The sequence below is a fragment of the Luteibacter rhizovicinus genome, from assembly GCF_004342265.1.
In the GTDB taxonomy this organism is placed as follows: domain Bacteria; phylum Pseudomonadota; class Gammaproteobacteria; order Xanthomonadales; family Rhodanobacteraceae; genus Luteibacter; species Luteibacter rhizovicinus_B.
Genome location: NZ_SMCS01000007.1, coordinates 79,764 through 106,352, shown reverse-complemented (window position 1 = coordinate 106,352; position 26,589 = coordinate 79,764). Strand labels below are relative to the sequence as shown.

Sequence of the window (26,589 nt, the reverse complement as noted above, 5' to 3'; positions counted from 1 at the left end):
GAGATAACGATGGAACCTTACTGGCAGGCTTCGCAGTACTCGGGGTTTTCGAGCGAGCAGAACACCGCGGCCGTGGCTTCTTCCTGTGCATCGACGACGGGTGCGACCGGTGCGACGGCGGCGCCGGACGATACCGTGGTCTTCTGGATGCGCGTGGCCGGACGGGAACGCAGGTAATACGTCGTCTTGATGCCCGACTTCCATGCGTACATGTACATGGACGACAGCTGCCCGATGTTCGGGTTTTCCATGAACAGGTTCAGCGACTGGCTCTGGTCGATGTACGCGCCGCGTGCGGCGGCGAGGTCGATGAGGGCCTTCTGCGGCAGTTCCCACGTGGTGCGATACACCTCGCGCAGCGCGGCGGGAATCGATGCGATGCCCTGCACCGAACCTTCGGCGAGCTTGATCGCGTCACGCACATCGGCGGTCCACAGGCCCAGCGTCTTCAGTTCTTCGACGAGGTAGCGGTTCACCACCAGGAAGTCGCCCGACAGCGTTTCGCGCTTGAACAGGTTCGACACCTGCGGCTCGATGCACTCGTAGCAACCGGCGATGGACGCGATGGTCGCGGTCGGCGCGATGGCGATCAGCAGCGAGTTGCGCAGACCGTGTGCCTTGATCTTTTCGCGCAGTGCGGTCCAGCGGTCGTCCTTGCCATTCGGCTTGGCCTGCGGCCAGTAGTCGAACTGCATGTCGCCGTTGGCGGCGCGCGTTTCGGAGAAGCCCGGATGCGCGCCTTCGCGTTCGGCGATCTCGTTCGACATCGTCAGCGCGTTGAAATAGATCTCTTCGGCGATGCGGGTCGACAGCGCGAGCGCTTCGGCCGAATCGAACGGCAGGCGCAGCTTGAAGAAGACGTCCTGCAGGCCCATCACGCCGAGGCCGACCGGGCGCCACTTCACGTTCGCCGTCTTCGCGGTGGAGATCGGATAGAAGTTCAGGTCGATGACGCGGTCGAGCTGGCGCACGGCGATACGCACCGTGGAGGCGAGCTTCTCGTAATCGAATTGACCGTCGACAACATGGCGCGACAGGTTGATCGAGCCCAGGTTGCATACGGCCGTTTCGTCGGCCGACGTGACTTCCAGAATCTCGGTGCACAGGTTCGACAGGTGGATGACGTTTTCTGGCTTCGCGGTCTGGTTGCTGGTGGCGTTCGAGCGATCCTTGAACGTCATCCAGCCGTTGCCGGTCTGGGCCAGCGAACGCAGCATGCGGGCGTAAAGCTCGCGTGCCTTCACCGTCTTCACGGCGAGGCCATCGGCCTCGGCTTTCGCGTACGCGGCGTCGAACGTCTCGCCCCACGTGTCGACGAAGTGCGGCACGATCTTCGGGTCGAACAGCGACCAGTCACCATCGGTTTCGACGCGACGCATGAAAAGGTCAGGAACCCAGTTGGCGAGATTGAGGTTATGCGTGCGGCGCGCATCGTCGCCGGTGTTCTCGCGCAGCTCGAGGAATTCCTCGATATCCGCGTGCCACGATTCCAGGTAAACGCATGCGGCGCCCTTGCGCTTGCCACCCTGGTTCACGGCGGCGACGGAAGCGTCGAGGGTCTTCAACCACGGCACGAGGCCGTTCGAATGACCGTTGGTGCCCTTGATCAGCGAACCGCGCGAACGGATGCGCGAGTACGCCAGACCGATGCCGCCGGCGAACTTGGACAGCTGCGCGACATCGCCGTACTTCTGGTAGATGCTTTCCAGCGCGTCCAGCGGCGAATCGAGCAGGAAGCACGAAGACAGCTGCTCGTGCGCGGTGCCGGCATTGAACAGCGTGGGCGAGCTGGCGAGGTATTCCAGCGACGACAGCAGCTTGTACAGCTCCAGCGTTTCGCCGATGTCGTTGCCGCCCAGCGCGCACGCGATGCGCATGAAGAAGTACTGCGGCGTTTCGATCACGGTGCGCTTCTGCGGATGGCGCAGAAGATAACGGTCGTACACCGTGCGCAGGCCGAAGTATTCGAAGCGGCGCGAGGCGTGCGTGTCGATGGCGTCGTTGAGCTTGCGCGAGTTGATCGCGACGAAGTCGCGCAGGCGGTCGTTCAGGATGCCAAGTTCATGACCGCGCAGGATCGACTGCGAGAACGACTGGATCTCCTGGCCCGACACTTCCTTGTCGACGAACGCCGACAACAGACGCGCGGCAAGCTGGCCGTATTCCGGCTCCTCGGCGGTGAGCGCGGCCGAGGTGCGGATCGACAACTGGTCGAGTTCCTGCGTGGTGGCGCCGTCGTACAGACCACCGATGGTCTTGAGGGCGACACGCATTGGGTCGACGGCGAAGAGGCCGTCGGCGCTGCGAGTCACCGCGCGCACGATCTTGTTGACGTCGACGGTTTCATGGCCACCGTTGCGCTTGGTAACGCGCATCTGGCCGGGGTTGTGCGGAGGAGTCAGGGTGAAGTCCGGTGCGGGACGCTCGGCGCTGGTTTTGTAACCGGCAGCCGGAGCCTTGTCGTTGCTGGAAGGAATCGCTGCGGCGTCGGCCGGCGATGCGGTGCGCTCGCGCGCGGAGGAATCCATTGTTGTTGTCATTTTTAGGCTTGCCCCATGGCCAGGAAAGCTTGCCTGCTCCCACGCGCAGGGCGAGTAACCGGGTGAGCTTCGCGGACAGGTCGAGGGCGGACACCCCTGGGAGCTCCGCGCCGCGACGTCCCTCCCCGCGGAGGTCGTCACCACTACCGTCGCCGATCAGGCGGCGGTCGCTGGCAGGTCTTCGGACTTCGTGGGCATGGACCTTTCGATCCGCCTACCTGTCGCTTCCCAGCCCCCTGAGGACCAGTGCATTGACAGGATCGTTCCCACTTACCGCTGCGGGGCAGTTCCGGATTTACACCGGGATTCCCTTTTAAGTCCGACCGACAGCCGCGTCTGGACGGACACCAACGAGGCACACGATATAGGCGGGGGACAGTCAGGTCAACACAAGATGTAGTGTGTTTGGCCTATGTCATTGATTGGGCTTCGGAACGAATTTTTCAATGGTTTCACGGGCGGGAAAGGCCCAGAACCGGTCGAAAATCTCAAGTATTTTCGACCGGTTTTTTCGGCATGGCGTGGGTCGTCCCGCGCCGCCTCGTCGGGTCTGTTACATCCCGATCATCGACTTACCCTGCGACAGCACCTTGTCGCAGACCTTCTGGGTCAGCTGCTGCTTCAGGTCGCCGCCCGAGCTGGAGCCGCCGCCAAGCGAGCCAAGGCTAAGGCCCTTGGTGCTGCCGCTACCCAACGATCCCAGGTCGACGCTCTTCCCGTCGCCCGTCTTCAGGATGCCGTTGGCGCCATCGGTATAGCCCTTGTCCTTCGTGGCCGACGACGAAGACGACTTGCCGCCGATGCCGTATTTGCCCATAAGTTTGTCGGTCGCCGAGCCGGAACCGCTGTCGTTGCCGGCGGCTTTCGTATCGCCCGTGACGGAGCCCAGGAGCTTGTCCTTCACGGACGAGGCGCCGCTGTCGCCGCCCAGGAAGTTGTTCTTCAGGCAGTACTGGATGATGCCCGCCGCATTGGTCGCGCTACCGGAGGTCAGTGACGAGGCGGAGTTTCCGCCCACCATGCCCTTCAGTTGATCGAGGTTCTGGGCCGACGCGGAGCCGGTGGCCAGGACGAGCGCAAAGGCAAGGCACGACAGGCGGCTGGACGGTTTCATGGTGGAGCTCCTGCTTCAAGGGAGCCCATAAGTAACTCCGCGAACGTTAGCCGGATGTGTCCGGCCGCGCGGGACCGGTCATGGATCGCAACACCCCATCCCGGCGGATCAGGCCGTGATAGAGCGCGGCGCTGACATGCACGACGACGGTCAGGAACAGCAGGTAGGCAAGATACCCGTGCGCGGCGCGCAGCCAGGCGAAAGCGACCGGGTTCGCGGACAGGATGGACGGCAGCCGCAGCGACGCGCTCAGCATCACCGGCTCGCCGCTGGCCGACACCATCGCCCAGCCGATCAGCGGCATCGCGACCATCAGTGCATACAACAACAGGTGCGATCCGTAGGCGGCGATTTTCTGCCACAAGGGCAGGTCGGCGGGCAGCGGCGGCGGACGGTGGCGGAGGCGGATGGCGATACGCAGGATCGCGAGGATAAGAATCGCGATACCCAGCGGCTTGTGGATGCGGATCAGCGTTTCGTGCCGTTCGGACACCGACGCGACCATGCCCGCGCCGATGAACAGCATGGACAGGATCAAGATCGCCATCAGCCAGTGCAGCGCGCGGGCGAGCGGATGGAACATGTCGGCCCGGGTGTTCATCGTGCGCTCTCCTTCGTCAGGCCACGGGCTTCCTCGGTCGTCCGTCGACGATACGAATCGGCGTAAGCGGCCGAGCGCGCCGCGAGCAGCGGGTCGTTCGAACCCTCGATGCCGGCGGGCAGCACCAATGGGTCGTAGTTGACGTCGCGGCAGGGGCCACTGTCCTGGGGTTCGGTCGCCTGCACGGTGAGCGTGCCGGCGTCGATCTGCTTGTGGTCGGGCGACCACGCCTGCGCGGCATCGTCGATCGCGTCGCCTGGGGCGGCCAGTGTCACCAGCAGATGCCAGCGCAATGGACCGGCGGCCAGACGCCTGACAAGGTCGGCGGCGAGGTAATCCGGATCGCCTGCCGGGCCGGGGGCGGCGTCGGTAGCCTCGGGAATCAGCGCCCAGCGGACCGCCTGCTTATCGCCCTTGCCGTCGACGAAGTAGAAGGAGTTGATGGACGAATAAGCCTCCGTCGCGTAGCTGGCGGACGGCTTGGCGGTCTTCACCCAGGTAAGGAATGGCTTGGTCTCGGGGTGGGCCGCGAAGAACGCGGCGACCTTTCGCGGATCGGGTTTACCCGTGGAAGGGTCCGCCGCGGTGGCCAGTTGCTGATCGTAGAACGCCTGGGGCGTGGATACCGGGAAGACCGGCATGGCGTTCATGCCCGTGCGCCACTGCTGTCCGTCCGGTAGCGCGAGACGCAGCGCGAAGCTACGGATCGGAATGCTGCCGTCGGGTGCATAGGGATTGCCGCCGGGCAGGGCGAGGCGTCCCAGTACGGGTGTCTGCTGGCCTTGTTCGAAGACGCTGGCCTTCGACAGGTTTGCCGCGGCACCGCTGCCTTCGAATACGCCTGTCACGCAAACGCCTTTGGCGTGGTTGCGCCGGAAACCGGGATGGTCGCCGCCGTTGTGCTGGAGCGCATCGACGATGCGTTCGGGCGTGAGTCGATGCGGTGCCAGCCATCCCCCGACGTAACCGAAAGCCGCTACCGCGACGATCGCGACGCCGCCTATCGCGGCGAAGCGCAGCGCGCGTTGTCGCGGATCGAGCGGAGGTCTGGACGGCGTTTGGATAGGCATTGCGCAAGGCTCCGCGTGAGATGACCTTCAATTGACCGGCGAGGGCCGTATTTGCTTTCGTGACCCACGGCCTTTCCCGTGGCCGAGCCCCGCCGCTAGGATCGACGGGTTAGCCGATGCGCGGCATCGGCGGTCACGGCTGGGGTTTCATGCACAATCCTGTGGTTTCGCGCGTCTTCGCGGCGCTGGCGCTTTCGGCGTTGTCCACGGCGCAGGCCGTTACCCTGACGCATCCGCGTGTGGAATACACCGATACGCCGATGACCGACGTGGCGCAACCGCGTTTTTCGTGGTTCGTCGAAGAGGCTCCCAACGACACCGTGCAGATCGCCTGGCGCCTTCGGGTGAGCACGGACAGTCATCGCCCCGGCAACGTATGGGATAGCGGGCGCGTGGTTTCGCCCAACCCCTACGGTCACGAATACGCCGGTCCGGTGCTGAAACCCGCGACACGCTATTACTGGGATGCGACCGTCGAAACCTCGGCGGGCACCGCTACCGTGGCGTCGTATTTCGATACCGGCCTCGACGACTGGGGCGTATCGCGCTGGATCGGCAAGGGCGACGGCGGCTCGACGGCCGCGCCGCTGCTGCGCAAATCCTTTCGTGTGGATGGCGGACTAAGGCATGCGGCACTGTACGTTGCGGCGGGTGGCTACGCGGACGTCTCGATCGATGGCGTGCCCGCAAGCGATGCGGTGCTGTCGCCCGGTTTCACCGATTACGGCAAGCGCGTCCAGTACACCGCCACCGACGTGACGCAACGGCTGCATGCCGGCGAGAACGTCATGGCCATGGAGCTGGGGCGGGGCTTCTACGGCATGACCAACCCGAACGTCTGGCATTGGGAGCGTGCGCCCTGGCATGGCGAGCCGCGCGTACGTGCCGTATTGCGCCTGACCTATACCGACGGACACACGCAGGACGTCGTCACCGATCGCAGTTGGCGGCTCGCGGACGGTCCGACGTTGCTGGACGATCTCTACGGCGGTGAAACTTACGACGCACGCAAAGCGCAGGTAGGTTACGACGCCGTCGGTTTCGACGACGCGGCGTGGCGCGACGCAGTGGAAGTCGACGCACCGAAGGGAAAACTCGTCGCGCAGTCGCAGCCGCCGATTCGCGTCCTGGATACGCTGCGCGCTATCGCGGTCACCGAACCAAAGCCCGGCACCTATGTATTCGCCTTCCCGCGCGTGATCGCCGGCTGGGCGACGTTCGCGGCGCAGGCACCCGCGGGAACGACGCTTACCGCCGTTTACGGCGAGAAACTGCTGCCCGACGGTACGGTGGATGCGCGCGACGAACACCATTACTTCGGGAATGGCTTCCAGACCGACCGGTTCACGCTCGCCGGACGAGGCATCGAGCGCTGGCATCCCCGTTTCTCGTACAAGGGCTTTCGTTATGTGCAGGTCGATGGCTGGCCGAAGGGTCGACCGTCGACGGACGCCGTGACGGCACAGGTCGTCCACACCGATGTCGAACGTACCGGCCATTTCGAAAGCTCGAACGAGCTGCTGAACTGGATACACACCGCCGCGGTCGACACGATGCTCAACAATCTCCACGGCATCCCCACCGATACGCCGATGTACGAGAAGAACGGCTGGACCGGCGACGGGATGCTCGGCGCGGATATGTTCCTGCGCAATTTCGATGCGGGCGCATTGCTGGCCAAGTGGGTACAGGACATCGAGGACACCCGGAGCGCGGACGGCGCACCGCTGCTGATCGCGCCTAATCCCGGCTGGGGTAAAGTGCGCGCGCCGACCTGGCACGCGGCATACGTGCTCGTGCCATGGTCTCTTTATATGTATCGCGGCGACCGGCGCGTGCTGGCCGACCATGTGGAAGGCATGGCGAAGTACGTGCGCATGGAGGACGCGCGTTCGCCGGGCGGTATCGCCGATACCGAACTCGGCGACTGGGTAAGCCCCGAAACCGACCCCGGCGGCGAGAACGCGCCGGAAGACAAGCGCGTGGCGGCGACGGCGTATCTCTATCGCATGGCGCGTGCGATGGGCGATATCGAGCGCGCGCTTGGCGACAAGGCGGCGGCGACGGCATTCGACGGTATGGCGGCTCGCGTTCGCACCGCCTTTAACTCCACGTTCTACGACAAGGTGGCCGGACGCTATCGCGGCACGGGCGACAAGGGCTATCGGCAGGCACATCAGTTGCTGGCACTGGCCTTCGGTCTCGCGCCGGACGACCAGCGCGAGCGCATAGCGAACGGGCTGGTCGCGGACGTCAAAGCACGCGACAACCATCTGGATACCGGTGCGCTGGCCACGAAGATCATCCTGCCGGTGCTGACCGCGACCGGTCATGCCGATGTGGCGTGGTCGGTCGCCACGCAGACGACCTTCCCCAGCTGGGGATTCTGGAAGGCCAACGGCGCGACCAGTCTGTGGGAGCACTGGAAACTGGCGTCGCGGTCTCGCGGCCACTATTTCCTGGGCACGATCGACGACTGGCTTTACGAGGACGTCGCCGGACTGCGGCCGCTTTCGCCCGGCTGGGAGCGGATCGAAGTCCGGCCGGCCCTCGTCGCCTGGCTCGACAGGGCGGAAGCGAAAACGAGAACGCCTTATGGCGACGTGGCAGTGGCCTGGCAGCGAGAGCCTGGCGGCCTGACCGTCGATCTGCGCGTGCCGGTCGGCGCTACCGCCCTCGTGCGCCTCCCCGCCGGGCAGGGTTCCCCTTGGCGCGTCAATGGGACGACGCTTGTCCCGGAGCGGTGCGACGCGGACTTTTGCGCGCGGATGGGCTCGGGCGTGCATCGCATCGTGAGTTCTTTGTGAACGCCTTCACATTTACCTCGTAAAGTTTCCCGGGCAAGAGCCGCTAAAACCGGAACGGGGCCATTCGGTCTCCGACATGCAGTTCTCGGGGTATGACAATGTTGTCCGGTATTCGCGGTTGGTTCGGTCGCACGACGCTTAATACGCGTGTCTGGCTGGTCATGACGATGGTCGTGGTCGGTCTGGTGACGTTGAGTGTGGTCTCGGTGGTGCAGGGGCGCACCACCCAGATGCGCACCCTGGCGGACTCGCTGCAGAACCAGGTGCAGTCGGCGACCGCCATAGCGGACGACTTCCGCCAGCGCGCCGTCAAGGGCGAGATGACCGATGCGGAGGCGCGCAAACAGGCATTGCACGCCATCGGCGCGATGCGCTGGGACGACGGCACCGGTTACGTCTTCGCCTTCGATTCGGACGTGAAGCTGCTGATGCATCCGCTGCGCGCGGAGCAGGTCGGGTCGAGCATCCGCGACGACGCCGACGCCAAGGGGTTTCATCACTACGTGGCGATGCTCGATGCGGACGCGAAGGAAGGCCACGGGCTGACCCGCTATACGCAGCTGATACCCAAGACCAACGAGCAACGCGACAAGATCAGTTATTCGGAGTGGTACAAGCCCTGGGATATGCACTTCATCTCGGGTGCGTACTTCGTCGACATCGATGCGGAATTCCGCACGGATCTCATCGCCAGTCTGGAACGATCCGGTGTGATCGCGCTGCTGGTCATGCTGGTGGTGTGGTTTTCGATGCAAAGCATTCGCGACACCATTGGCGGCGAACCCGCCCACGCCGTGACGATCGCGGGGCGCATCGCGGATGGCGATCTGCGCGACGACGGTCGCAAGGGTTTCGAGCAGGGCAGTCTGCTGGAATCGCTGGATCGCATGCGCGGACGGCTGGCCACCATCGTGGCGGAAGTACAGCAGGGCGCCCATGTGGTGTCGACCACGGCGCTGCAGTTGTCGCGCGGCAACGACGATCTGTCGCGTCGCACGCAGGAGCAGGCGTCGAGTCTTGAAGAGACGGCGGCCTCGATGGAAGAGATGACGGCGACGGTGAAGCAGAACGCCGAGAACGCGGGTCAGGCCGATCGTCTGTCCCGCGGTGCGCAGGTCCAGGCGGAGCGTGGCGGCGACGTGGCCGCTCAGGCCATGGTTGCGATGACCGACATCGGCGATTCCAGCCGGCGCATTGGCGACATCGTGAGCCTGATCGACGAGATCGCGTTCCAGACCAACCTGCTGGCGCTGAATGCGGCTGTCGAAGCGGCGCGTGCCGGCGAGCAAGGGCGCGGTTTCGCGGTCGTGGCGGCGGAAGTGCGGCGACTGGCCCAGTCGAGCGCGGCGGCATCGCGCGATATCAAGCGTCTGATCGCGGAAAGCGGCGAGCGTGTCGAAGTCGGCAGCGCACTGGTGAAGCAATCGGCCGAGGCGCTGACCGGTATCGTTGCCAGCGTAAAGAAGGTGACGGACATCGTCGCCGAAATCGCGGCGGCCAGTCAGGAACAGTCGGCGGGCGTCGATCAGGTGAACATCGCGATCGCGCAGATCGATCAGGTGACGCAGGAGAACGCGGCACTGGTCGAGGAGGCCGCCGCGGCCGCCAAGTCGATGCAGGATCAGGCTGTCGTGCTGAGCGAGCAGATTGCGTTTTTCGTGGTCGACGATGTGTCGCACGAGGTGAAGCGCGTTATCGACCATGCTCACGATATGAGCTTTGGGGAGTTGGCTGAGGCTTGAGGTTTTTGCTTCTTCGCTTTGTAGGCTTTCGCGCGCAGGCGCGCTCCCACAGAAATCAAGAACACCGCGAGGCGGCTCCTGCTTCCTGTGAGAGCGCGCCTGCGCGCGAAAGCCTACGAAGCGAAGACGAAGCTGTCTACATCAGCCCCAGCCGATTGATATCGTCGATATCGACGATGTGAGTCGCATTGCCATCCCGCGCCACTTTCAGCATCGCCCGCCCCATGCGCTCCGTCGTCGTGATGTATTTCGGCAGCATTTTCGTCAGCAGCGGGAACACCGGACGCATCAGGTAATAGATCCAGCGAACGCTGGCGGTCTTGGGGACTTCCCCATTCATGGGCTCGATACCGCCGGGGCGGAACATGTATGCGGCGCGGAACGGTAGCGCGAGCAGCGCATTCTCGGTGCGCCCCTTCACGCGCGCCCACATGCTTTGCCCTTTCTCCGTGCTGTCGGTTCCCGCACCCGTCACGTAGACGAAGGTCATGTCCGGATTCAGTCTCGCCAGCGTGGTCGCGGCGGCCATCGTCAGGTCGTAAGTGAGCTTCGTGTACGTCTCTTCGTTCATCCCGACAGACGACACGCCAAGGCAGAAGAAGCAGGCGTCGTAGCCGGTCAGCCGATCCTCGACGCTGGCATAGTTCGTCATGTCCGTCACAACGATATCGGCGAACTTCGCATCGCTCTTCCCCGTGGGTGTACGGCCCACGGCAGCGACTTTCGCGACGTCCCGGTCGAGCAGGCATTCGCGCAGGACGCCCTGGCCGACCATGCCGGTCGCGCCGAAGACAAGGACATTGAGTTGCTTCGACATGGTTCGCTTTCCGGGATCGTTGGGGGCCATCCGGATGGATGACCGTGCGTTCCACACTAGCGTAAAGGGCCCATCGGTGGTTGAGACATGCTGTCGGCGGCCGGGCGCGTCGCGTGCGTACCGATGGCTGGATTATGCTCGGGCCATTCTTCATGCGGAGACCACGGGTTTGGATCACGCGGCAAGCTATGTCCACGGCGCGAGTGCAACGCCCTTGCTTGGCGAGACGGTCGGCGCCTTGCTCGATCGCATGGCCGGTGTATGGCCGGACCGTCCGGCACTGGTCGTACGTCAACAGGGCATCCGCTGGACGTACCGGCAATTTCTCGCGGAAGTGGAGCGCGTGGCCTCCGGTCTGCTGGCCCTCGGGCTGGAGCCTGGCGATCGGGTAGGCATCTGGGCGCCCAACTGCGCCGAGTGGGTCGTCGCCCAGTTCGCCGCGCCGAAAGCGGGTCTGATCCTGGTCAATATCAATCCAGCGTATCGCTCGCACGAACTATCCTATTCGTTGAACAAAGTCGGCTGCCGCGCGCTGATCCTGCCGCGTGCGTTCAAGGCCTCGCACTATCTGAAGCTGCTGTCCGGGCTTGCGCCCGAACTTGCCCATGCGGCATCCGGCGAACTGTCCGCGGCAGCACTGCCCGACCTGCGCCACGTGATCCTGCTCGACGACGATGTCGAATCAGGTACGCATCGATGGTCCGACCTTGCCGGCGATGCCGCCGCGATGAAGCGACTGCGCGAGATCGAAGCGACGCTCTCGTTCGACGATCCGGTGAATATCCAGTTCACCTCGGGAACGACCGGCGCGCCGAAGGGTGCGACGCTGACCCACCACAACATCGTCAACAACGGGTATTTCATCGGCGAGGCCATGCGGCTGACCGAGCAGGACCGGCTTTGCATTCCCGTGCCGTTCTACCACTGCTTCGGCATGGTGCTGGGCAATCTCGTCTGCGTGACGCATGGCGCGTGCATGGTGATTCCGGGCGAAGGTTTCGATGCGCTCGCCACGCTGGAAACGGTGGCCGAAGAGCGCTGCACGGGTCTGCATGGCGTGCCGACGATGTTCATCGCCGAACTCGAACACCCGCGCTTCCACGAATTCGATCTGTCGTCGCTGCGCACCGGCATCATGGCGGGCTCGCCGTGCCCCATCGAAGTGATGCGTCGGGTGGTGCGGGATATGCACATGGCCGAAGTCACCATCGCCTATGGCATGACCGAAACCAGTCCCGTCAGTTTCCAGACCGTCCCCGACGACCCGCTGGATCGCCGGGTCGCGACGGTAGGGCGCATTCATCCGCATGTGGAAGTGAAGCTCGTCGACGAGGCCGGTCACGTCGTGCCCCGGGGCACGCATGGCGAACTGCTGACCCGCGGCTATTCGGTCATGCGCGGCTATTGGGGCGACGAGGAGAGCACGGCTGTCGCGATCGATGCCGCGCGCTGGATGCATACGGGCGACCTGGCCGTTCTGGACGACGAGGGGTATTGCACGATCGTGGGGCGCCTGAAAGACATGATCATCCGTGGAGGCGAGAACATTTCTCCGCGCGAGATCGAGGAGTTCCTCTACGGGCACCCGGACGTACAGGACGTGCAGGTCTTCGGCGTACCCGACGAGAAGTTCGGCGAGCAGGTCTGCGCCTGGATCCGTCTGCGCGACGGCGCGACCACCACCGTCGCGGCCATCCAGGACTATTGCCGGCATAACCTTGCCTACTTCAAGGTGCCGCACTACGTCCGCTTCGTGGACGCGTTTCCGATGACGGTGACCGGCAAGGTCCAGAAATACCTCATGCGGGAATCCATGGTGGCGGAACTGGGTCAGACATCACCGGACGTTCACGCGAACGCATCGACCTTGTAGCAAGGGCTGGCGACGCGTGATGCGCCGCAACATTTTAGTATCCATGGAAGGTAATGGGGCGTACCATTTTCTGTCTTTACGAAAAGGCCAAGCCGTGAAACGAGCATCGCGCTTCCGTCCGGTCACACTCATTACCGCCGTCATCTTCGCCCTGTTCGGCGCCGCCCTGTTTCTTGGCGGCATCCGGCTGGCGACGCTCGGCGGCTCCTGGTATTACCTGATTGCGGGTATCGCGACGTTGGTCGTCGCGGCGCTCCTCATCATTCGTCGAACCGCCGCCTTATGGGTTTTCGCCTTGCTGCTGCTGGGCACGACCGTATGGGCCGTGATCGAGGTGAAGTTCGACTGGTGGCAATTGATGCCGCGCGTCTGGGTCTGGTTCGTACTGGGCCTGTGGCTGCTGACCCCATGGGTTCGTCGTGGTCTGGTGCGCGTACGCGGCGCGCTGGACGCGCCGTCGACGCCACGCTCCGGCGTCCTTCCGTTGTGGATCGCCGTCCTCGTGGCCGCCGCTGTCGGTATCGCTGGCCTGCTGCACACCAATCACGACCGGCCCGGCGAACTGTCGATGGACGACGTGACGGGACCGCAGGCCGACCAGCAGGCCAAGGCCGCGGGCGACTGGACCGATTACGGCGGCACGCCGTATGGCCAGCGCTACTCGCCGCTGACCCAGATCACCCCGGACAATGTTTCGAAGCTGAAGGTCGCCTGGCAGATCGAAACCGGCGACAAGGTCGGTCCGGACGATCCGACCGAAACCACCAGCGAAAATACGCCGCTGAAGATCGGCGACACGGTCTATATCTGCACGCCGCATAGCCGCGTGCTTGCCATGGATGCGGCGACCGGCCAGAAGCGCTGGGAGTTCGATCCGAAGCTCCAGAGCCCGATCGGGTTCAAGCACTGGGAACACATGACCTGCCGTGGCGTGGCATATCACGACGACGACAAGTACGCCGCGATGCCGCCAGCACCCGCGGCTTCCGCCAGTGCGGCGACGCCCGCATCCGCCGCTGGCACGCCTGTCGCCAATAGCTGCCCGCGCCGCCTGTTCCTGCCCACGGCCGACGCCCGCCTGATTGCGCTGAATGCCGATACCGGTACGCCGTGCGAGGACTTCGGCGACCACGGCACGGTCGACATGCACTCCAATATCGGTCCGTTCAATCCCGGCGGCTATTACTCCACGTCGCCGCCGGCGGTGACGCGCAACCTCGTGATCATCGGCGGCCATGTCACGGATAACTATTCGACCGACGAACCGTCGGGCGTGATCCGCGCTTACGATGTGCACGACGGACATCTGGTGTGGAACTTCGATCCGGGCAATCCCGACGAAACCGCGCCGATCGCGGCCGGCAAGGTCTATACGCGCAATTCGCCGAATGTCTGGTCGCTCTTCAGCGTCGACGAAACGCTGGGCATGGTCTATCTGCCGATGGGCAACCAGACGCCGGATCAGTTCGGCGGCGGTCGCACGCCGACGTCGGAGAAGTTCGGTGCCGGCGTTGTCGCGCTGGATATCGCCACCGGCAAGCTGAAGTGGAACTACCAGTTCACGCACCACGATCTGTGGGACATGGACGTGGGCGGTCAGCCGACCCTGATGGACCTCAAGACAGCGGACGGCGTAAAGCCCGCCGTGCTGGCTTCGACCAAGCAGGGCAGCGTCTACGTGCTGGATCGTCGCGACGGTACGCCGATCTTCCCGATCACCGAGGTGCCTCGTCCGCAAGGTGCGGTCGCTGGCGATCACACGGCGCCGACGCAGCCGTTGTCCGCACTGAACTTCATTCCGCCGACGGTCAACGAAGCGGACATGTGGGGCACGAATCCCCTCGACCAGCTGTGGTGCCGCGTGCGCTTCCGTTCGCTGCGCTACGACGGCATGTTCACTCCGCCGTCGCTGCAGGGTTCCCTGGTATTCCCGGGTAACTTCGGCGTGTTCGACTGGGGCGGCATTTCGGTCGATCCCAACCGGCAGCTGATGCTGATCAACCCCAGCTACATGGCTTTCCAGTCGCGCCTGATTCCCAAGGAAGAACTCGCGAAGATGGAAGTGAAGATGGCTACCAGCGAGACCAATGGCATCAAGGACACCAAAGGCATTCCTTACGCCATCGAACTGTCCGCGTTCCTCTCGCCGCTGGGCATTCCCTGCCAGGCGCCGCCGTGGGGCTATGTCGCGGGCGTCGATCTGCAGACGGGTCGTACCGCGTGGCAGCATAAGAACGGCACGATCGTCGACAGCGCGCCGCTGCCGATCCCGATGCCGCTTGGCGTCCCCAGCCTGGGTGGCATGGTGACGACGGCCGGCGGCGTGACCTTCCTGTCCGGCACGCTCGACTACTACGTGCGCGGCTATGACGTGCGTACGGGCCGCAAGCTTTGGGAGGCGCGTCTGCCAGCCGGTGGTCAAGCGACGCCGATGACTTACGCGGATAAGAACGGCAAGCAGTATGTGCTCGTTACCGCGGGCGGTCATGGCTCGCTGGGTACGAAGCAGGGCGATACGGTGATTGCGTATTCGTTGCCGGATTGATGGCGATCTGGCGAGGTCGCATACATGCGACCTCGCCATTTTTCAGGGTACCCCGGCATCCGATCGTCGTTCTGCGCAGGCAGGAACCCAGTGCGATGCGATGGGTTTTCGCGACGGAGTGTGTTCACGCTTTCAGAGCGAGATCGTGCGCGTTCGGCAAACCCACATGCGGTCGCCCTGGGGCCCTGCCTGCGCAGGGGCGACGGTGAGGGGGTAATGGTTGCGGACCTCTGCTGTCAGTTTGCTTCGTTGAGCCTTTCAATAATCCGCCCCACGACCTCATCCACCGTCAACGCAATATCCACCACGATGGCATCCCCGGGCTCCTCCAGCGTCGCCAGCTGACTATCGAGCAGCGCGGGATCGAAGAAATGCTCCTTGCGATGCGCCAGCCGCTCGGCAAGCAATCCCCGGTCGCCACGCAGATAGACGAAGCGGACATCGCCCGGTCCGGCATCGAGCCGTTCGCGATACATGCGCTTCAGTGCCGAGCAGGCCAGGATCAGCGACTGGCCTCCTGCCCGTCGTGCGTCGATGGCCGCCACGATCGCATCGAGCCACGGTGCGCGGTCCGCATCGTCAAGCGCTTCGCCACGCGCCATCTTCGCTCGGTTGGCTTCGGGGTGCAGCGAGTCGCCGTCCAGAAATTCGCAGCCCAGCCTTGCGGCGAGCCGTTCGCCGATCGTCGACTTCCCGCTTCCCGACACGCCCATGAGGATGACGATCATGCGTGGGTATTCCTGTCATTTGCCTGCGGAGCATTTTCCACGGGCGATGGAGAGCCGACCAGCGTTACCATCGACTTATCCCGTCATAAGAGTACGTACGCCATGAAGTGGATCGACCTGCGCAGCGATACCGTCACCCAGCCCACCGACGCGATGCGCGCGGCGATGTTGCATGCGCCGGTCGGCGACGACGTATATGGTGAAGATCCGACGGTGAACGCATTGCAGGAGCGGCTGGCGAACGATCTCGGTTTCGCGGCCGGACTGTTCGTACCCACCGGCACGCAGAGCAATCTGCTCGCGCTGATGAGCCATTGCGAGCGTGGCGACGAATATATCGTGGGTGCCGATGCGCATACCTATCGTTTCGAAGGCGGCGGCGCCGCGGTGCTGGGTTCGATTCAGCCGCAGCCGATTCCGCAGGACGCCGACGGTACGTTGCCGCTGGACAAGGTCGAAGCCTCCATCAAACCGGTGGACCCGCATTTCGCCAGATCGAAGCTATTGACGTTGGAGAACACCTGGCACGGCCGGACGTTGCCGTTCGACTATCTCGCGCAAGCTGGCGCGCTCGCACGGCGTCGCGGGCTGGGTTTCCATCTGGACGGCGCCCGTATTTTCAACGCCGCGATCGCCTATGGCCGACCTGCCCGGGATATCGCGCAACACTTCGACAGCGTCTCGGTATGCCTGTCGAAGGGGCTCGGTGCGCCCGTGGGCTCCGTCCTTCTGGGCAGCGAGGAGCTGATCGGTAAGGCGCGGCGCTGGCGCAAGGTCGCGGGCGGCGGTTGGCGTCAGGCGGGTATGCTGGCGGCGGCGTGTATGTACGCGCTGGATAACCACGTCGAACGGCTTGCTGAAGATCATGCGCGTGCGGCAACGCTCGCCGATGGATTGCGCGAGCTGCCCGGATTCACGGTAACCGGTTGCCATACGAACATGGTTTTCCTCGACGTGCCTGCCGAGCGGCTGCGCGATCTGGATACGCATATGCGTGCGTCGGGCGTTCGCGTCAGCATCGGTTACCTGCCGTCGGTGCGACTGGTAACGCATCTGGATATCGACGATGCGGACGTCGCGCGCGCCATCGACGCGTTTCGCGCATTCGAGGCCTGAGGTGGACCGTCAGCGAGTCGTTGCGGTGAGCTTTCGCTGCAACGAGTAGAGAATGGCGGCATCGGTCGCGTCGAGGGTGTCGTTTTCCGTATTCCGGTAGTGCCGGTGGAAGGCGACGATCGCGGCGCGGGGATTGCCGAGGTCGTATCCGACGAGACGCATCGCGGCGAGCGAATCGAACGCGGGCGGCGCGGGAATCAGCGGCTGGTCGTACCAGAGTCCGTAGCCGTACTGCGCGAGCGTGGCCCAGGAAAATTGCACGCTTGGGTCGTTCTTGCGGCCCGGCGCGATGTCGCCGTGTCCGACGACGGCTTCGCGCGGAATGCCGAGTCGCGTTGTCAGGTCGCCCAGCAGCCGGACCAGTGCCTGAATCTGTGCCTGCGAAAAGGGCGCGACGCCGTCGTTGTCCAGCTCAATGCCGATGGATGCCGAATTGACGTCGGTGATGGTTCCCCAGTTCGATGCGCCCGCATGCCACGAGCGCTCGCGATCGTCTACCAGTTGATCGATGCGGCCATCGGCTCCGATCAGATAGTGGGCGCTGACGGGATTGGGAACGCCGGTGCGCGTGAGTACGCGGCGCGATGCGTCCATGTCGCCTATCGACGTGTGATGGATGACGATGAGCTGAGCGCGTCGCGCATTGAAGTTCGGCGAAGGCGTCCAGTGGGCAAGCGCACTGCGCTGGGGCGCGACCGCCGGAGCGGTAGCGCAACCCGTAAGCGCAAGCGCGAGCAGGCAAACGATGCTGGAAATCTGGCGCATGGACGGTGACATTGGGAGCAAGGCCGTCAGTCTAGCGTCAAGAGGACCTATTCGACTTTGAAATCGCTGCTGGTGATAAGCCACGCGATGCCATCACCGTCTTCGCCGATGTCCTGGCGCGAGGCGACGACGATCTGCAGGTCGATGCAATCGTGGCCCTCGGAAAGCCACTGGGTGGCTTCGAACTGACGGCCCGTGTTTTTCAGGGCGGCTTCGAGCTCGGGCCAGGTCGTATCGATCAGTTCGACGCCTTCGTGGTGCAGGCTGCCGCCCAGAACCTCGATATCGCAGAGCTTGCCGTCCATGAAGCGTAGCCGCAGCCATTCGTCGCCGTTGGGCAAGCTGTATTCGTCTTCGTCGTCCCAGAGACTGTCGCCTTCGGGCTTGCCACCGAGGCTTTCGTGCAACGCCTTGCGCTGCGTGCCGAAGAAGATCGTGGTGTCTCCGCGGCGAATCCCGCGGCCCGGGACCAGTTCCCAATTATCCATGGCGACCCTCGTTGATTTGCGCGGCATATCCGCGATGACAGGATGTTGGAACGTGCGGAACGACGCTAGACGCATCCCGGCGGTTGATTTCAGGGTTTGTGCTCACGCTCGAGGTAGTCCTCGCTCTGCATTTCGATAAGGCGCGACTCCGTTCGGCCGAATTCGGCGCGAAGACGCTCGCCATCGTAGAGCTCGGTGATCGGCGCCGCGGCCGAAAGAATCAGCTTGACGTGGCGGTCGTAAAATTCGTCGACCAGCAATACGAAACGCTTGGCCGCGTTCTCCGAGTACACGGTGAATTGCGGCACGTTGGAGACCATCACCGCGGGGAAATGTTTTGCCAGTTCGATATAGTCGGCAACCGCGCGCGGCCCCTCGCATAACGCCTCGAACTCGAACCAGACGATATTTTCGGCCCGGCGTCGTGCGGGAATGGCCCGGCCGTTGATCTCGAGCGGCTCGTTGTCCGCGACGGTTCCCTGCGCCTGGCTGGAGAATATCCGCGACAGCGACCGTTCGGCCTCCGCGCCGGGAGGCACCAGGTAGACGGGAGCCTGACTCAGCGCACGCAGGCGCCAGTCGTGCGGCGAGACCATTTCGTGCACCACGCAGTGCTTTTCGATGGCCGCGATCGCAGGCAGGAAGCGCGCACGCTGCAGGCCGTCGCGATAGAGACCCGGCGGCGGCGTATTCGACGTGGTGACCAGAACGACCCCGCGCGCGAACAGCGCATCCAGCAGGCCCGCCAGAATCATGGCGTCGCCGATGTCGGCGACGAGGAATTCGTCCAGGCATACCACCCGCGCTTTGGCCGCGATGCGCGCGGCCACTTCGATCAGCGGGTCCTGCCGGTCGCCCAGTTCGCGCAGCGATTCGTGCACTTCCGCCATGAAGCGATGGAAATGCCGGCGCAGCGCGAGTCCCGGGGACAGGCTGGAGACGAACATGTCCATCAGGAAGGTCTTGCCGCGGCCGACGCTACCCCAGAGATAGAGGCCACGAACCGGTTCGCGGGTTTCGTTGCCCAGCATCGAACGAAGCCGGCCGAAGAGGCCGCCCGGGGACGGGGCGGGATCGGGACACAGGGCGGCATGCAGTCGATCGAATTCGGCCAGCACCGGCACCTGTGCGGGATCGGACTCCCAGCGGTGGCCGGCGACGCCTTCGCGATAACGTTCGCTGGGTGTAAGCGACGAGCAACTCATGCGTGACGCACGGCCGGAAGCCATTCGAGCACGGCGTGTTTCACGGCGCCGCGCAGGTCCATCAGGCGTCGATGGAAGAAATGACCGGTTTCGGGCATGCGTACGAGGGTGGGTTCCACGGGGAGGCTCTCGATCCAGGCGAATACCGCCTCGGGATCGACGACTTCGTCTTCTTCGCCCTGCACGATCAGCCAGGGGCAGGCGGGAATCTCGATGTTCGAGAAATCCCAGCGTCCGGCGGGCGGAGCGATGGTGACGAGGGCGTCCGCGTGCAGTCGTACGGCATTGCGAAAGGCGACATAACTGCCGAAGGAGAAGCCGGCGAGCCAGAGTTTGTCGTTCGGGCGTGTGCGGCGAACCCATTCGACGACAGCGGCGAGGTCCTCGCTTTCGCCACGGCCCTCGTCGTATTCGCCGGCCGATTCGCCCACGCCTCGAAAATTGAAGCGCACGGTATCGAGACCGGATTCGCGCAGCGCGCGCTCGACCATCGTCACCACTTTGTTATGCATCGTGCCGCCCTGAAGCGGGTGCGGATGGCATACAACCGCGACGCCGGCGCGCGCGCATTCGCGAGGCGCGACGTCGGTGATCGTTTCCAGCTTGCCCGCGGGGCCCGCGAGCGCGAAGCTGGTGGCCTCGTCCGGAAAACTCTCCGGCGCTGTAGGTAGTAGATCGCTCATGCCCTCCATGATACCCGCTGACCAACCCACCCGTGGTGGAGCAGGGACATGAACGTTCTTGCGCATGCGTTGCTGGCCGGCCCCGATGCGGGGCTGCGCATCGGCGGACTGCTGGGCGATTTCGTCCATGGCACCCCCGATCCGTCGCTGCCGGAGGGGATTCGCCGGGGCATACGCCTGCATCGTGCGATCGACAGTTTTACCGACCGGCACGATGAAGTTCGTGCCGCACGCGAGCACATCCCGCCGCCGTTCCGTCGCTACGCCGGCATCCTGCTCGATATGTGGTTCGACCATTGCCTGGCGCGCGACTTCGCCCGCTGGTCGGATCAGCCGCTGGAAATATTTTCGACGACGTTTCGCGAGGATCTGCATGCGGCCACGCCGATATTGCCGGCGTCGCTGCTGCGTTTCCTGGGGTATATGGATCGCAACGACCTGCCTGCGGCGTACGTGCGGGCGGATGCGATCGAGCGGGCGCTGCAGGGATTGTCGAGCCGGCTGACGCGTGCGAATCCGGTGGGGGAGTCGTTGCCGTTGTTACAGGCCAATGACGATGTGCTGCGGGGGCATTTCGGGAGGTTCTTTCCGGAGTTGAAGGCGTTTTCAGAGTCGTGGATCGAGCAGCACGCCACCGATCCCACATAATCCCTCACCGTTATTCCGGCGCACGCCGGAATCCGCGGCGGAGCGCGCGGTCGTCGCGAACCATCGCGGGTGTGCGTTCTTCGAAAAGCGAAATCGTGTTGCGTCGCTGCCAACCTTACGCTATTGCCGCGGATTCCGGCGTGCGCCGGAATGACGGTGAGGGGGTAGGCGGCTTGAGGGGCGCTGCCTGGGCGTAAGGGTCAGCCCAAAAAAAAACGCCGCCCCAAGAGGCGGCGTTTCATGTCAGCGAAGCAACAAACGCTTACTTCGACTGATCGATCATCCACTTGACCGTATTGCCGACCTGCTCGTCGGTCAGTGACGGGTTGCCGCCCTTGGCCGGCATATGGTTGCCGTCCGGGCCGGTGTAGCCCTCGATGGCGTGCTTGACCAGGGTGGCGGTGCCTTCCGCGATGCGCGTGGCCCATGCGCCCTTCTCGCCGACCTTCGGTGCGCCGGCGACGCCCGCCGTATGGCAGCTGTGGCACAGGTTGTCGTAGATCGTCTTGCCGTCGGTGCTGCCGCCGTAGGCGACCTGCGAGGCCGCGGCCTTCGCGGCGGCTTCCTGGGCGGCGGCCATGGCGGCGCGGCCCGTGTCGCCCGCGTAGACGCCGCCAACCGGGGTGATGCGCGTGGCGGTCAGTTTCGTCTGGCTGGGGTCCTGCTCTTTCGGGATGCTGGAGTAGATCGAATAGGCCAGAACCATCAGGAGGACGGCCAGGACACTGAGACCCGCCGTGAGCCAGGAGAACTGGCGCATGAAGTTCTGGTCGGATTTGCTCGGGGAACCGCTCACGCTGTACTCCAGTCAGTTGGGTATGCCCTCTCGCCACAGAGGGCTTGAGGCTTGCCGATAACCACGCGAAAGCCCCTGGCCCCCACGCGCAGCGTCCAGAGGACGCAACAGGGCGCGAATTATAGCGGAACCCCGAACGACTTTGCCTCTCTAAGGTGTGGTCCTTTGGCGGCGATGGGGAACGGCATGGGGGGAGACATGCCGTCAGTCATGGGCTACCCCTGTCAACCGGCATTGTTCAATCCCGTTCGGGTACACCTAGTATTAGCGCCGTGGATCGACCGATCCATTGTCTTCATTTAGAGGGTATAAGCCCTCGTGCGCATGGCGCGGAGGTCGGGGCAGGTGCCCCACCTCAATTATCCGGAGAGTGTTTCATGTCGCGTTTTTGGAAAATCGCGCTGGCCGTTATCGTCGTCCTGGTCGTTGCGGCCATCTTCGTGGTGCCCCGCTTGAGGCACAACGCGGCGACCACCGGTACGGCACAGGCCCAGGGCAAGGGCCAGCAGGACAAGGATGGCAAGGATCAGGCACCCGTCCCCGTGACGGTGGTGCCGGTTGTCAGCCAGGACGTACCGGTCTACCTGACCGCGCTCGGCACCGTGCAGGCACTGAACACCGTTACCGTGCGTTCTCAGGTCGGTGGCCAGCTGATGAAGCTGAACTTCAAGGAAGGCCAGGAAGTGAAGCAGGGCTCCGTGATCGCCGAAATCGATCCGCGGACCATTCAGTCCCAGTACGACCAGGCCACGGCGAAGCTGCGCCAGGATCAGGCGGCGTCCGCGACGGCGAAGAACAACCTCGACCGCTCGGTGAACCTCGTCAGCAAGGGCGGTCAGCAGTATGTGTCCAAGCAGGATCTGGACAATCTGAAGAACACCCTCAACCAGGCCGAAGCCACGGTCGCCGCCGATACCGCCGCGATCCGCGCTTCGCAGGTGCAGTTGGGCTTCACCAAGGTCATCGCGCCGATCGACGGTCTGGCCGGCATCCGCTCGGTGGACGTGGGCAATATCGTCGCGACCACGGACGCCATCGTGACGCTGACCCAGTTGCATCCGGTCTACGTCATGTTCTACCTGCCCGAGAAGAACCTCGACCTGGTGCGTTCCTCGGTCGGCGAAACGGGTGCCGCCTCGACGCCGCTCGAAGTCATGGCGCTCGATCGCATCGACAGCCATGTGGTGTCCACGGGCGAGCTCGACGTCATCGACAACACCATCGACACCAGCACGGGCACGTTCCGTCTGCGCTCCGTATTCCAGAATCCGAAGACCGAGCTCTGGCCGGGTCAGTTCGTCAACGTGCAGCTGAAGGTGCGCACGGTGAAGAACGGTCTGGTCATTCCGGCCCAGGCGGTGCAGCGCGGTCCGGACGGCGATTATGTCTACCTCGTGCAGGGCGACAACACGGTCAAGATGCAGGCGGTGGATGTGGCCAGCGAAGTCGGCGACAGCCATGTGCTGATCGGCAAGGGTCTGAAGCTGGACGAAAAAGTCGTTACCGAAGGTCAGTTCCGTCTGAAACCGGGCAGCAAGATCCAGCCGCTGGCGCCGGGTCAGGTACCGGCCGCTCCGACCGCGGATGAACTGAACAAGGCCAAGCAAGGCCAGGCCAAGCAAAGCGGCGGTCGCCGCGGCGGCTGATCCAACGACGGGCCGGCTTCCTCCGGAGCCGGCCCATGCAGGCCGACAGTTCCACAACCAGGATCGTCACGTGGGTTTTTCGACACTCTTCATTCGCCGTCCGATCGCAACATCGCTGCTCATGGTGGCGGTGCTGCTGCTCGGTATCCTCGGCTATCGCCAGCTGCCCGTTTCGGCGCTGCCGGAAATCGACGCGCCCAGTCTCGTGGTCTCCACCCAGTATCCGGGTGCCAGCGCCACGACGATGGCGGCGCTGGTCACCACGCCGCTGGAACGCAACTTCGGCCAGATCTCCGGCCTGACGATGATGAGCTCGGACTCATCGGCGGGACTGTCGACGATCGTGTTGCAGTTCGCGATGGACCGCGACATCGATGTCGCCGCGCAGGACGTGCAGGCGGCCATCAACCAGGCACGCGGCACGCTGCCCAACAACCTGCCGTATCCGCCCGTCTATAACCGGGTCAATCCGGCCGATGCGCCGATCATGACGTTGATGCTCACGTCGGACAGCCTTCCGCTGCGCGACGTGAACAACTACGCCGATTCGATCCTGGCGCAGAAGCTCGCGCAGGTGCAGGGCGTGGGTCTGGTGTCCATCGCCGGCAACGTGCGTCCGGCCGTGCGCATCCAGGTCAACCCGGCGCAGCTGGCTAACCTTGGGCTGACGCTGGAAGACGTGCGCAGCTCGCTCACCCAGGCCAACGTCAACGCGCCGAAGGGCACGCTCAACGGCAAGACGCAGTCCTACAGCATCGGCACGAACGATCAGCTGGCCACGGCTGCCGAATACAAAGACACCATCATCAGCTACAAGAACAACGCGCCGGTACGTCTGTCGGACGTGGCGAACGTGGTGGACGGTGTCGAAAACGACCAGCTGGCCGCATGGGCCAACGGCAAGCCGGCCGTGCTGCTGGATATCCGTCGTCAGCCGGGCGCGAACATCGTGCAGACGGTGGAGCACATCCGCCAGACGATTCCCGATCTGCAGAAAGTCCTGCCCGCCGACGTCCATCTGAAAGTATTCGCGGACCGCACCATCACCATCCGCGCGTCGGTCGAGGACGTGCAGTTCACGCTGATCCTTACCGTCTGCCTCGTCGTCGCGGTCATCTTCGTCTTCCTGCGCCGCCTGTGGGCCACGGTCATTCCGTCGGTCGCGGTACCGCTGTCGCTGATGGGTACGTTCGGCGTGATGTCCTTCGCGGGTATGTCGCTCGACAATCTTTCGCTGATGGCGCTGGCCGTCGCGACAGGTTTCGTCGTCGACGACGCCATCGTGATGATCGAGAACATCGTCCGGTATATCGAGCAGGGGCACGACGGCAAGACCGCTGCCGAGATCGGTGCGAAGGAAATCGGCTTCACGGTCGTGTCGCTGACCGTCTCGCTGATCGCGGTGTTCCTGCCGCTGTTGCTGATGCCGGGCGTCACGGGGCGTTTGTTCCACGAATTCGCCTGGGTGCTGACCATCGCCGTCGCGATCTCGATGCTGGTGTCGCTGACGCTCACGCCGATGATGTGCGCCTATCTGTTGAAGGCGGACGAGTTGCCGGACGCGGAAGACGCGCACGAACACGCGAGCGCGGCAGGCAAGCACACCACGTGGTCGCGCATTGTCGAAGGTTACGGTCGCAGTCTCGACTGGGTGCTGGACCATCGCCAGCTGACGATGACCGTGGCCGCGTTCTCCGTCGCGCTGACCGTCGTGCTGTACATCATTATCCCGAAGGGCCTGTTGCCCGAACAGGACACCGGTCTTATCACCGCCGTGGTGCAGGCCGACCAGAACGTCGCGTTCCCGCAGATGGAAGTGCGCACGAAGGCCGTCGCCGATGCGTTGCAGAAGGACCCGGCCGTGGCTGGCGTCGCGGCATTCATTGGCGCCGGTTCGGTCAATCCCACGCTCAATCAGGGTCAGCTGTCGCTGGTGCTGAAGGATCGCGGCGACCGCGACGGTCTGGACGTCGTGCTGCCGCGCTTGCAGCAGGCAGCCGCCGGTATTCCGGGTGTCGCTCTTTATCTGAAGCCCGTGCAGGACGTAACGCTGGACAGCCAGGTATCCGCGACGGAATACCAGTACTCGCTTTCCGACGTGAATTCGACGGAAGTCGCCGGTTTCGCGAACCAGATGACCCAGGCGTTGCGCAAGCGTCCCGAGCTCGCGGACGTCGACAACAATCTGGCCGATCAGGGTCAGGCGCTGAAGCTGACGATCGATCGCGACAGCGCGAGCCGTCTCGGCGTGCCGGTGCAGACGATCGACGACACACTGTACGACGCGTTCGGCCAGCGCCAGATATCGACGATCTTCACGCAGCTCAATCAGTATCGCGTGGTACTGGAAGTGTCGCCGGAGTTCCGCACCAGTTCCGATCTGCTCAACAAACTCACCGTACGCGGCAACGGCAACGGCGCGCTGACCGGCAGCAATGCGACCAGCTTCGGCCAGCTCGCATCCAGCAACTCGGCCACGCCCGCGGGTATCGGCAGTACGGGTAACGTCGGCTTCCAGGTCGGGGGTGGCGGCACGATTCCCATCGCGGCGCTGGCCAGCGCAAAGGTAACAAGCGCACCGCTGGTGGTCACGCATCTGCAGCAGCTTCCCGCGGTCACGATCTCGTTCAACCTCGCTCCGGGCTACTCGCTGTCGGCCGCCGTGGACGCGATTCACGAAGTGGAAGGCCAGCTCAACTTCCCGCCGCAGGTACGCGGACAGTTCATCGGCAAGGCCGCCGAGTTCTCGTCGTCGGTCGGCGACGAAGTGCTGCTGCTTCTCGCTGCCGTCGTCGTGATCTACATCGTGCTGGGCGTGCTGTACGAGAGCTACATCCATCCGATCACGATCATCTCGACGTTGCCGCCCGCGGGCGTCGGCGCGTTGCTCGCACTTCTGCTGTGCGGCATGAGCCTGTCGGTGGACGGCATCGTCGGTATCGTGTTGCTGATCGGTATCGTGAAAAAGAACGCGATCATGATGATCGACTTCGCGATCGAGGCGAAGCGCACCGGCATGAATGCGCATGACGCCATCCGTCGCGCATGTCTGCTGCGCTTCCGACCGATCATGATGACCACCGCCGCCGCGCTGCTCGGCGCGTTGCCGCTGGCGCTGGGTACGGGTATCGGTTCGGAGCTGCGCAAGCCGCTCGGTGTGTCGATCGTCGGCGGCCTGCTGCTCTCGCAGCTGGTCACCCTGTATACGACGCCGGTGATCTATCTCTACATGGAACGTTTCTCCGACTGGTTGCAATTGCGCAAGGAGCGCAGGGCCCTGGCCAATGCCCAGGCCGGGATAGCTACCTGATGGCGTTACCGGGCAGGAGCTCGCGATTCACCCTTATTCGCCGGACGGTTCGCCGTCCGGCGAAACCTTTTTGCGGGACAGGCGTTATTGTTGCC

General features: G+C 64.1%; 19 protein-coding genes and 1 riboswitch. Of the genes, 8 read left to right on the top strand and 11 right to left on the bottom strand.

Annotated elements, in window-relative coordinates; all coding sequences use genetic code 11:
- Window positions 1-17 precede the first annotated feature (17 nt).
- The 4 genes from EC912_RS15950 to EC912_RS15935 all read right to left on the bottom strand — a co-directional run bounded on the left by EC912_RS15950 (window position 18) and on the right by EC912_RS15935 (window position 5,325).
- A complete protein-coding gene (locus EC912_RS15950) occupies window positions 18-2,375 on the bottom strand; it encodes a ribonucleoside-diphosphate reductase subunit alpha (RefSeq protein WP_243649330.1) in 2,358 nt (785 codons plus the stop codon).
- 320 nt (window positions 2,376-2,695) lie between these two features.
- Window positions 2,696-2,907: riboswitch (cobalamin riboswitch) on the bottom strand.
- Between the two features lie 186 nt (window positions 2,908-3,093).
- A complete protein-coding gene (locus EC912_RS15945) occupies window positions 3,094-3,654 on the bottom strand; it encodes a DUF2501 domain-containing protein (RefSeq protein ID WP_132145882.1) in 561 nt (186 codons plus the stop codon).
- Window positions 3,655-3,700: 46 nt separating this feature from the next.
- Window positions 3,701-4,237 carry a cytochrome b gene (locus EC912_RS15940; RefSeq protein ID WP_243649320.1) on the bottom strand — a complete coding sequence of 179 codons (537 nt, stop codon included), beginning with the start codon at window positions 4,235-4,237 and terminating at the stop codon, window positions 3,701-3,703.
- A gap of 14 nt (window positions 4,238-4,251) precedes the next feature.
- Complete coding sequence (locus EC912_RS15935; protein ID WP_132145878.1) at window positions 4,252-5,325, bottom strand: catalase family peroxidase; 1,074 nt, start codon at window positions 5,323-5,325, stop codon at window positions 4,252-4,254.
- Window positions 5,326-5,441: 116 nt separating this feature from the next.
- Here EC912_RS15935 and EC912_RS15930 point away from each other — a divergent pair, with 116 nt between their 5' ends.
- Both EC912_RS15930 and EC912_RS15925 read left to right on the top strand, forming a co-directional pair.
- Entirely contained in the window at window positions 5,442-8,132 is a 2,691-nt protein-coding gene (locus tag EC912_RS15930) for an alpha-L-rhamnosidase (RefSeq protein ID WP_132145876.1), read from the top strand.
- A 98-nt stretch (window positions 8,133-8,230) separates the two neighbouring features.
- Entirely contained in the window at window positions 8,231-9,874 is a 1,644-nt protein-coding gene (locus EC912_RS15925) for a methyl-accepting chemotaxis protein (RefSeq protein WP_132146043.1), read from the top strand.
- 136 nt (window positions 9,875-10,010) lie between these two features.
- Here the strand turns inward: EC912_RS15925 and EC912_RS15920 are convergent, their stop codons facing one another.
- Entirely contained in the window at window positions 10,011-10,691 is a 681-nt protein-coding gene (locus EC912_RS15920; protein ID WP_132145874.1) for an NAD(P)H-binding protein, read from the bottom strand.
- A gap of 169 nt (window positions 10,692-10,860) precedes the next feature.
- On the opposite strand from EC912_RS15920, the gene EC912_RS15915 reads away from it, so the two are divergent.
- A complete protein-coding gene (locus tag EC912_RS15915; RefSeq protein WP_243649319.1) occupies window positions 10,861-12,564 on the top strand; it encodes an AMP-binding protein in 1,704 nt (567 codons plus the stop codon).
- Window positions 12,565-12,658: 94 nt separating this feature from the next.
- Window positions 12,659-15,109 (top strand): glucose/quinate/shikimate family membrane-bound PQQ-dependent dehydrogenase, encoded by a 2,451-nt coding sequence (locus tag EC912_RS15910; protein WP_243649318.1) that lies wholly within the window; start codon window positions 12,659-12,661, stop codon window positions 15,107-15,109.
- A 236-nt stretch (window positions 15,110-15,345) separates the two neighbouring features.
- On the opposite strand, the gene EC912_RS15905 is transcribed toward EC912_RS15910, so the two are convergent.
- Window positions 15,346-15,837, bottom strand: a complete 492-nt coding sequence (locus EC912_RS15905; RefSeq protein WP_132145870.1) for a gluconokinase — start codon at window positions 15,835-15,837, stop codon at window positions 15,346-15,348.
- A gap of 102 nt (window positions 15,838-15,939) precedes the next feature.
- On the opposite strand from EC912_RS15905, the gene ltaE reads away from it, so the two are divergent.
- Complete coding sequence (ltaE, locus tag EC912_RS15900) at window positions 15,940-16,953, top strand: low-specificity L-threonine aldolase (RefSeq protein WP_132145868.1); 1,014 nt, start codon at window positions 15,940-15,942, stop codon at window positions 16,951-16,953.
- A gap of 9 nt (window positions 16,954-16,962) precedes the next feature.
- On the opposite strand, the gene EC912_RS15895 is transcribed toward ltaE, so the two are convergent.
- From EC912_RS15895 to EC912_RS15880, 4 genes are all read right to left on the bottom strand, one after another.
- Window positions 16,963-17,718 carry an N-acetylmuramoyl-L-alanine amidase gene (locus tag EC912_RS15895; protein ID WP_243649317.1) on the bottom strand — a complete coding sequence of 252 codons (756 nt, stop codon included), beginning with the start codon at window positions 17,716-17,718 and terminating at the stop codon, window positions 16,963-16,965.
- Between the two features lie 47 nt (window positions 17,719-17,765).
- Window positions 17,766-18,206 (bottom strand): hypothetical protein, encoded by a 441-nt coding sequence (locus tag EC912_RS15890; protein ID WP_132145864.1) that lies wholly within the window; start codon window positions 18,204-18,206, stop codon window positions 17,766-17,768.
- 89 nt (window positions 18,207-18,295) lie between these two features.
- The gene (zapE, locus tag EC912_RS15885) at window positions 18,296-19,411 is read right to left on the bottom strand and encodes a cell division protein ZapE (protein WP_132145862.1); all 1,116 of its coding nucleotides are present in this window, start codon (window positions 19,409-19,411) and stop codon (window positions 18,296-18,298) included.
- Entirely contained in the window at window positions 19,408-20,094 is a 687-nt protein-coding gene (locus EC912_RS15880) for an alpha/beta hydrolase (protein WP_132145860.1), read from the bottom strand. The genes zapE and EC912_RS15880 overlap by 4 nt, the downstream gene beginning before the upstream one ends.
- A 48-nt stretch (window positions 20,095-20,142) precedes the next feature.
- Here EC912_RS15880 and EC912_RS15875 point away from each other — a divergent pair, with 48 nt between their 5' ends.
- A complete protein-coding gene (locus EC912_RS15875) occupies window positions 20,143-20,742 on the top strand; it encodes an ACP phosphodiesterase (protein ID WP_132145858.1) in 600 nt (199 codons plus the stop codon).
- Between the two features lie 262 nt (window positions 20,743-21,004).
- On the opposite strand, the gene EC912_RS15870 is transcribed toward EC912_RS15875, so the two are convergent.
- Window positions 21,005-21,502, bottom strand: a complete 498-nt coding sequence (locus EC912_RS15870) for a c-type cytochrome (protein WP_132146039.1) — start codon at window positions 21,500-21,502, stop codon at window positions 21,005-21,007.
- Between the two features lie 413 nt (window positions 21,503-21,915).
- Between EC912_RS15870 and EC912_RS15865 the strand changes: the two genes are divergently transcribed.
- Window positions 21,916-23,184, top strand: coding sequence for an efflux RND transporter periplasmic adaptor subunit (locus tag EC912_RS15865; RefSeq protein ID WP_132145855.1), 1,269 nt, complete (start codon window positions 21,916-21,918; stop codon window positions 23,182-23,184).
- A 70-nt stretch (window positions 23,185-23,254) separates the two neighbouring features.
- On the top strand, window positions 23,255-26,494 hold the full coding sequence (locus tag EC912_RS15860) for an efflux RND transporter permease subunit (RefSeq protein ID WP_132145853.1): 3,240 nt from the start codon (window positions 23,255-23,257) through the stop codon (window positions 26,492-26,494).
- The last annotated feature ends 95 nt before the right edge of the window (window positions 26,495-26,589 follow it).

Bases quoted from the DNA above. Each gene is read 5' to 3' on its own strand.
- EC912_RS15950 (WP_243649330.1), bottom strand. From the start codon at position 2,375: ATGCGCGTTACCAAGCGCAACGGTGGCCATGAAACCGTCGACGTCAAC.
- EC912_RS15945 (WP_132145882.1), bottom strand. From the start codon at position 3,654: ATGAAACCGTCCAGCCGCCTGTCGTGCCTTGCCTTTGCGCTCGTCCTG.
- EC912_RS15940 (WP_243649320.1), bottom strand. From the start codon at position 4,237: ATGTTCCATCCGCTCGCCCGCGCGCTGCACTGGCTGATGGCGATCTTG.
- EC912_RS15935 (WP_132145878.1), bottom strand. From the start codon at position 5,325: ATGCCTATCCAAACGCCGTCCAGACCTCCGCTCGATCCGCGACAACGC.
- EC912_RS15930 (WP_132145876.1), top strand. From the start codon at position 5,442: ATGCGCGGCATCGGCGGTCACGGCTGGGGTTTCATGCACAATCCTGTG.
- EC912_RS15925 (WP_132146043.1), top strand. From the start codon at position 8,231: ATGTTGTCCGGTATTCGCGGTTGGTTCGGTCGCACGACGCTTAATACG.
- EC912_RS15920 (WP_132145874.1), bottom strand. From the start codon at position 10,691: ATGTCGAAGCAACTCAATGTCCTTGTCTTCGGCGCGACCGGCATGGTC.
- EC912_RS15905 (WP_132145870.1), bottom strand. From the start codon at position 15,837: ATGATCGTCATCCTCATGGGCGTGTCGGGAAGCGGGAAGTCGACGATC.
- ltaE (WP_132145868.1), top strand. From the start codon at position 15,940: ATGAAGTGGATCGACCTGCGCAGCGATACCGTCACCCAGCCCACCGAC.
- EC912_RS15895 (WP_243649317.1), bottom strand. From the start codon at position 17,718: ATGCGCCAGATTTCCAGCATCGTTTGCCTGCTCGCGCTTGCGCTTACG.
- EC912_RS15890 (WP_132145864.1), bottom strand. From the start codon at position 18,206: ATGGATAATTGGGAACTGGTCCCGGGCCGCGGGATTCGCCGCGGAGAC.
- zapE (WP_132145862.1), bottom strand. From the start codon at position 19,411: ATGAGTTGCTCGTCGCTTACACCCAGCGAACGTTATCGCGAAGGCGTC.
- EC912_RS15880 (WP_132145860.1), bottom strand. From the start codon at position 20,094: ATGAGCGATCTACTACCTACAGCGCCGGAGAGTTTTCCGGACGAGGCC.
- EC912_RS15875 (WP_132145858.1), top strand. From the start codon at position 20,143: ATGAACGTTCTTGCGCATGCGTTGCTGGCCGGCCCCGATGCGGGGCTG.
- EC912_RS15870 (WP_132146039.1), bottom strand. From the start codon at position 21,502: ATGCGCCAGTTCTCCTGGCTCACGGCGGGTCTCAGTGTCCTGGCCGTC.
- EC912_RS15865 (WP_132145855.1), top strand. From the start codon at position 21,916: ATGTCGCGTTTTTGGAAAATCGCGCTGGCCGTTATCGTCGTCCTGGTC.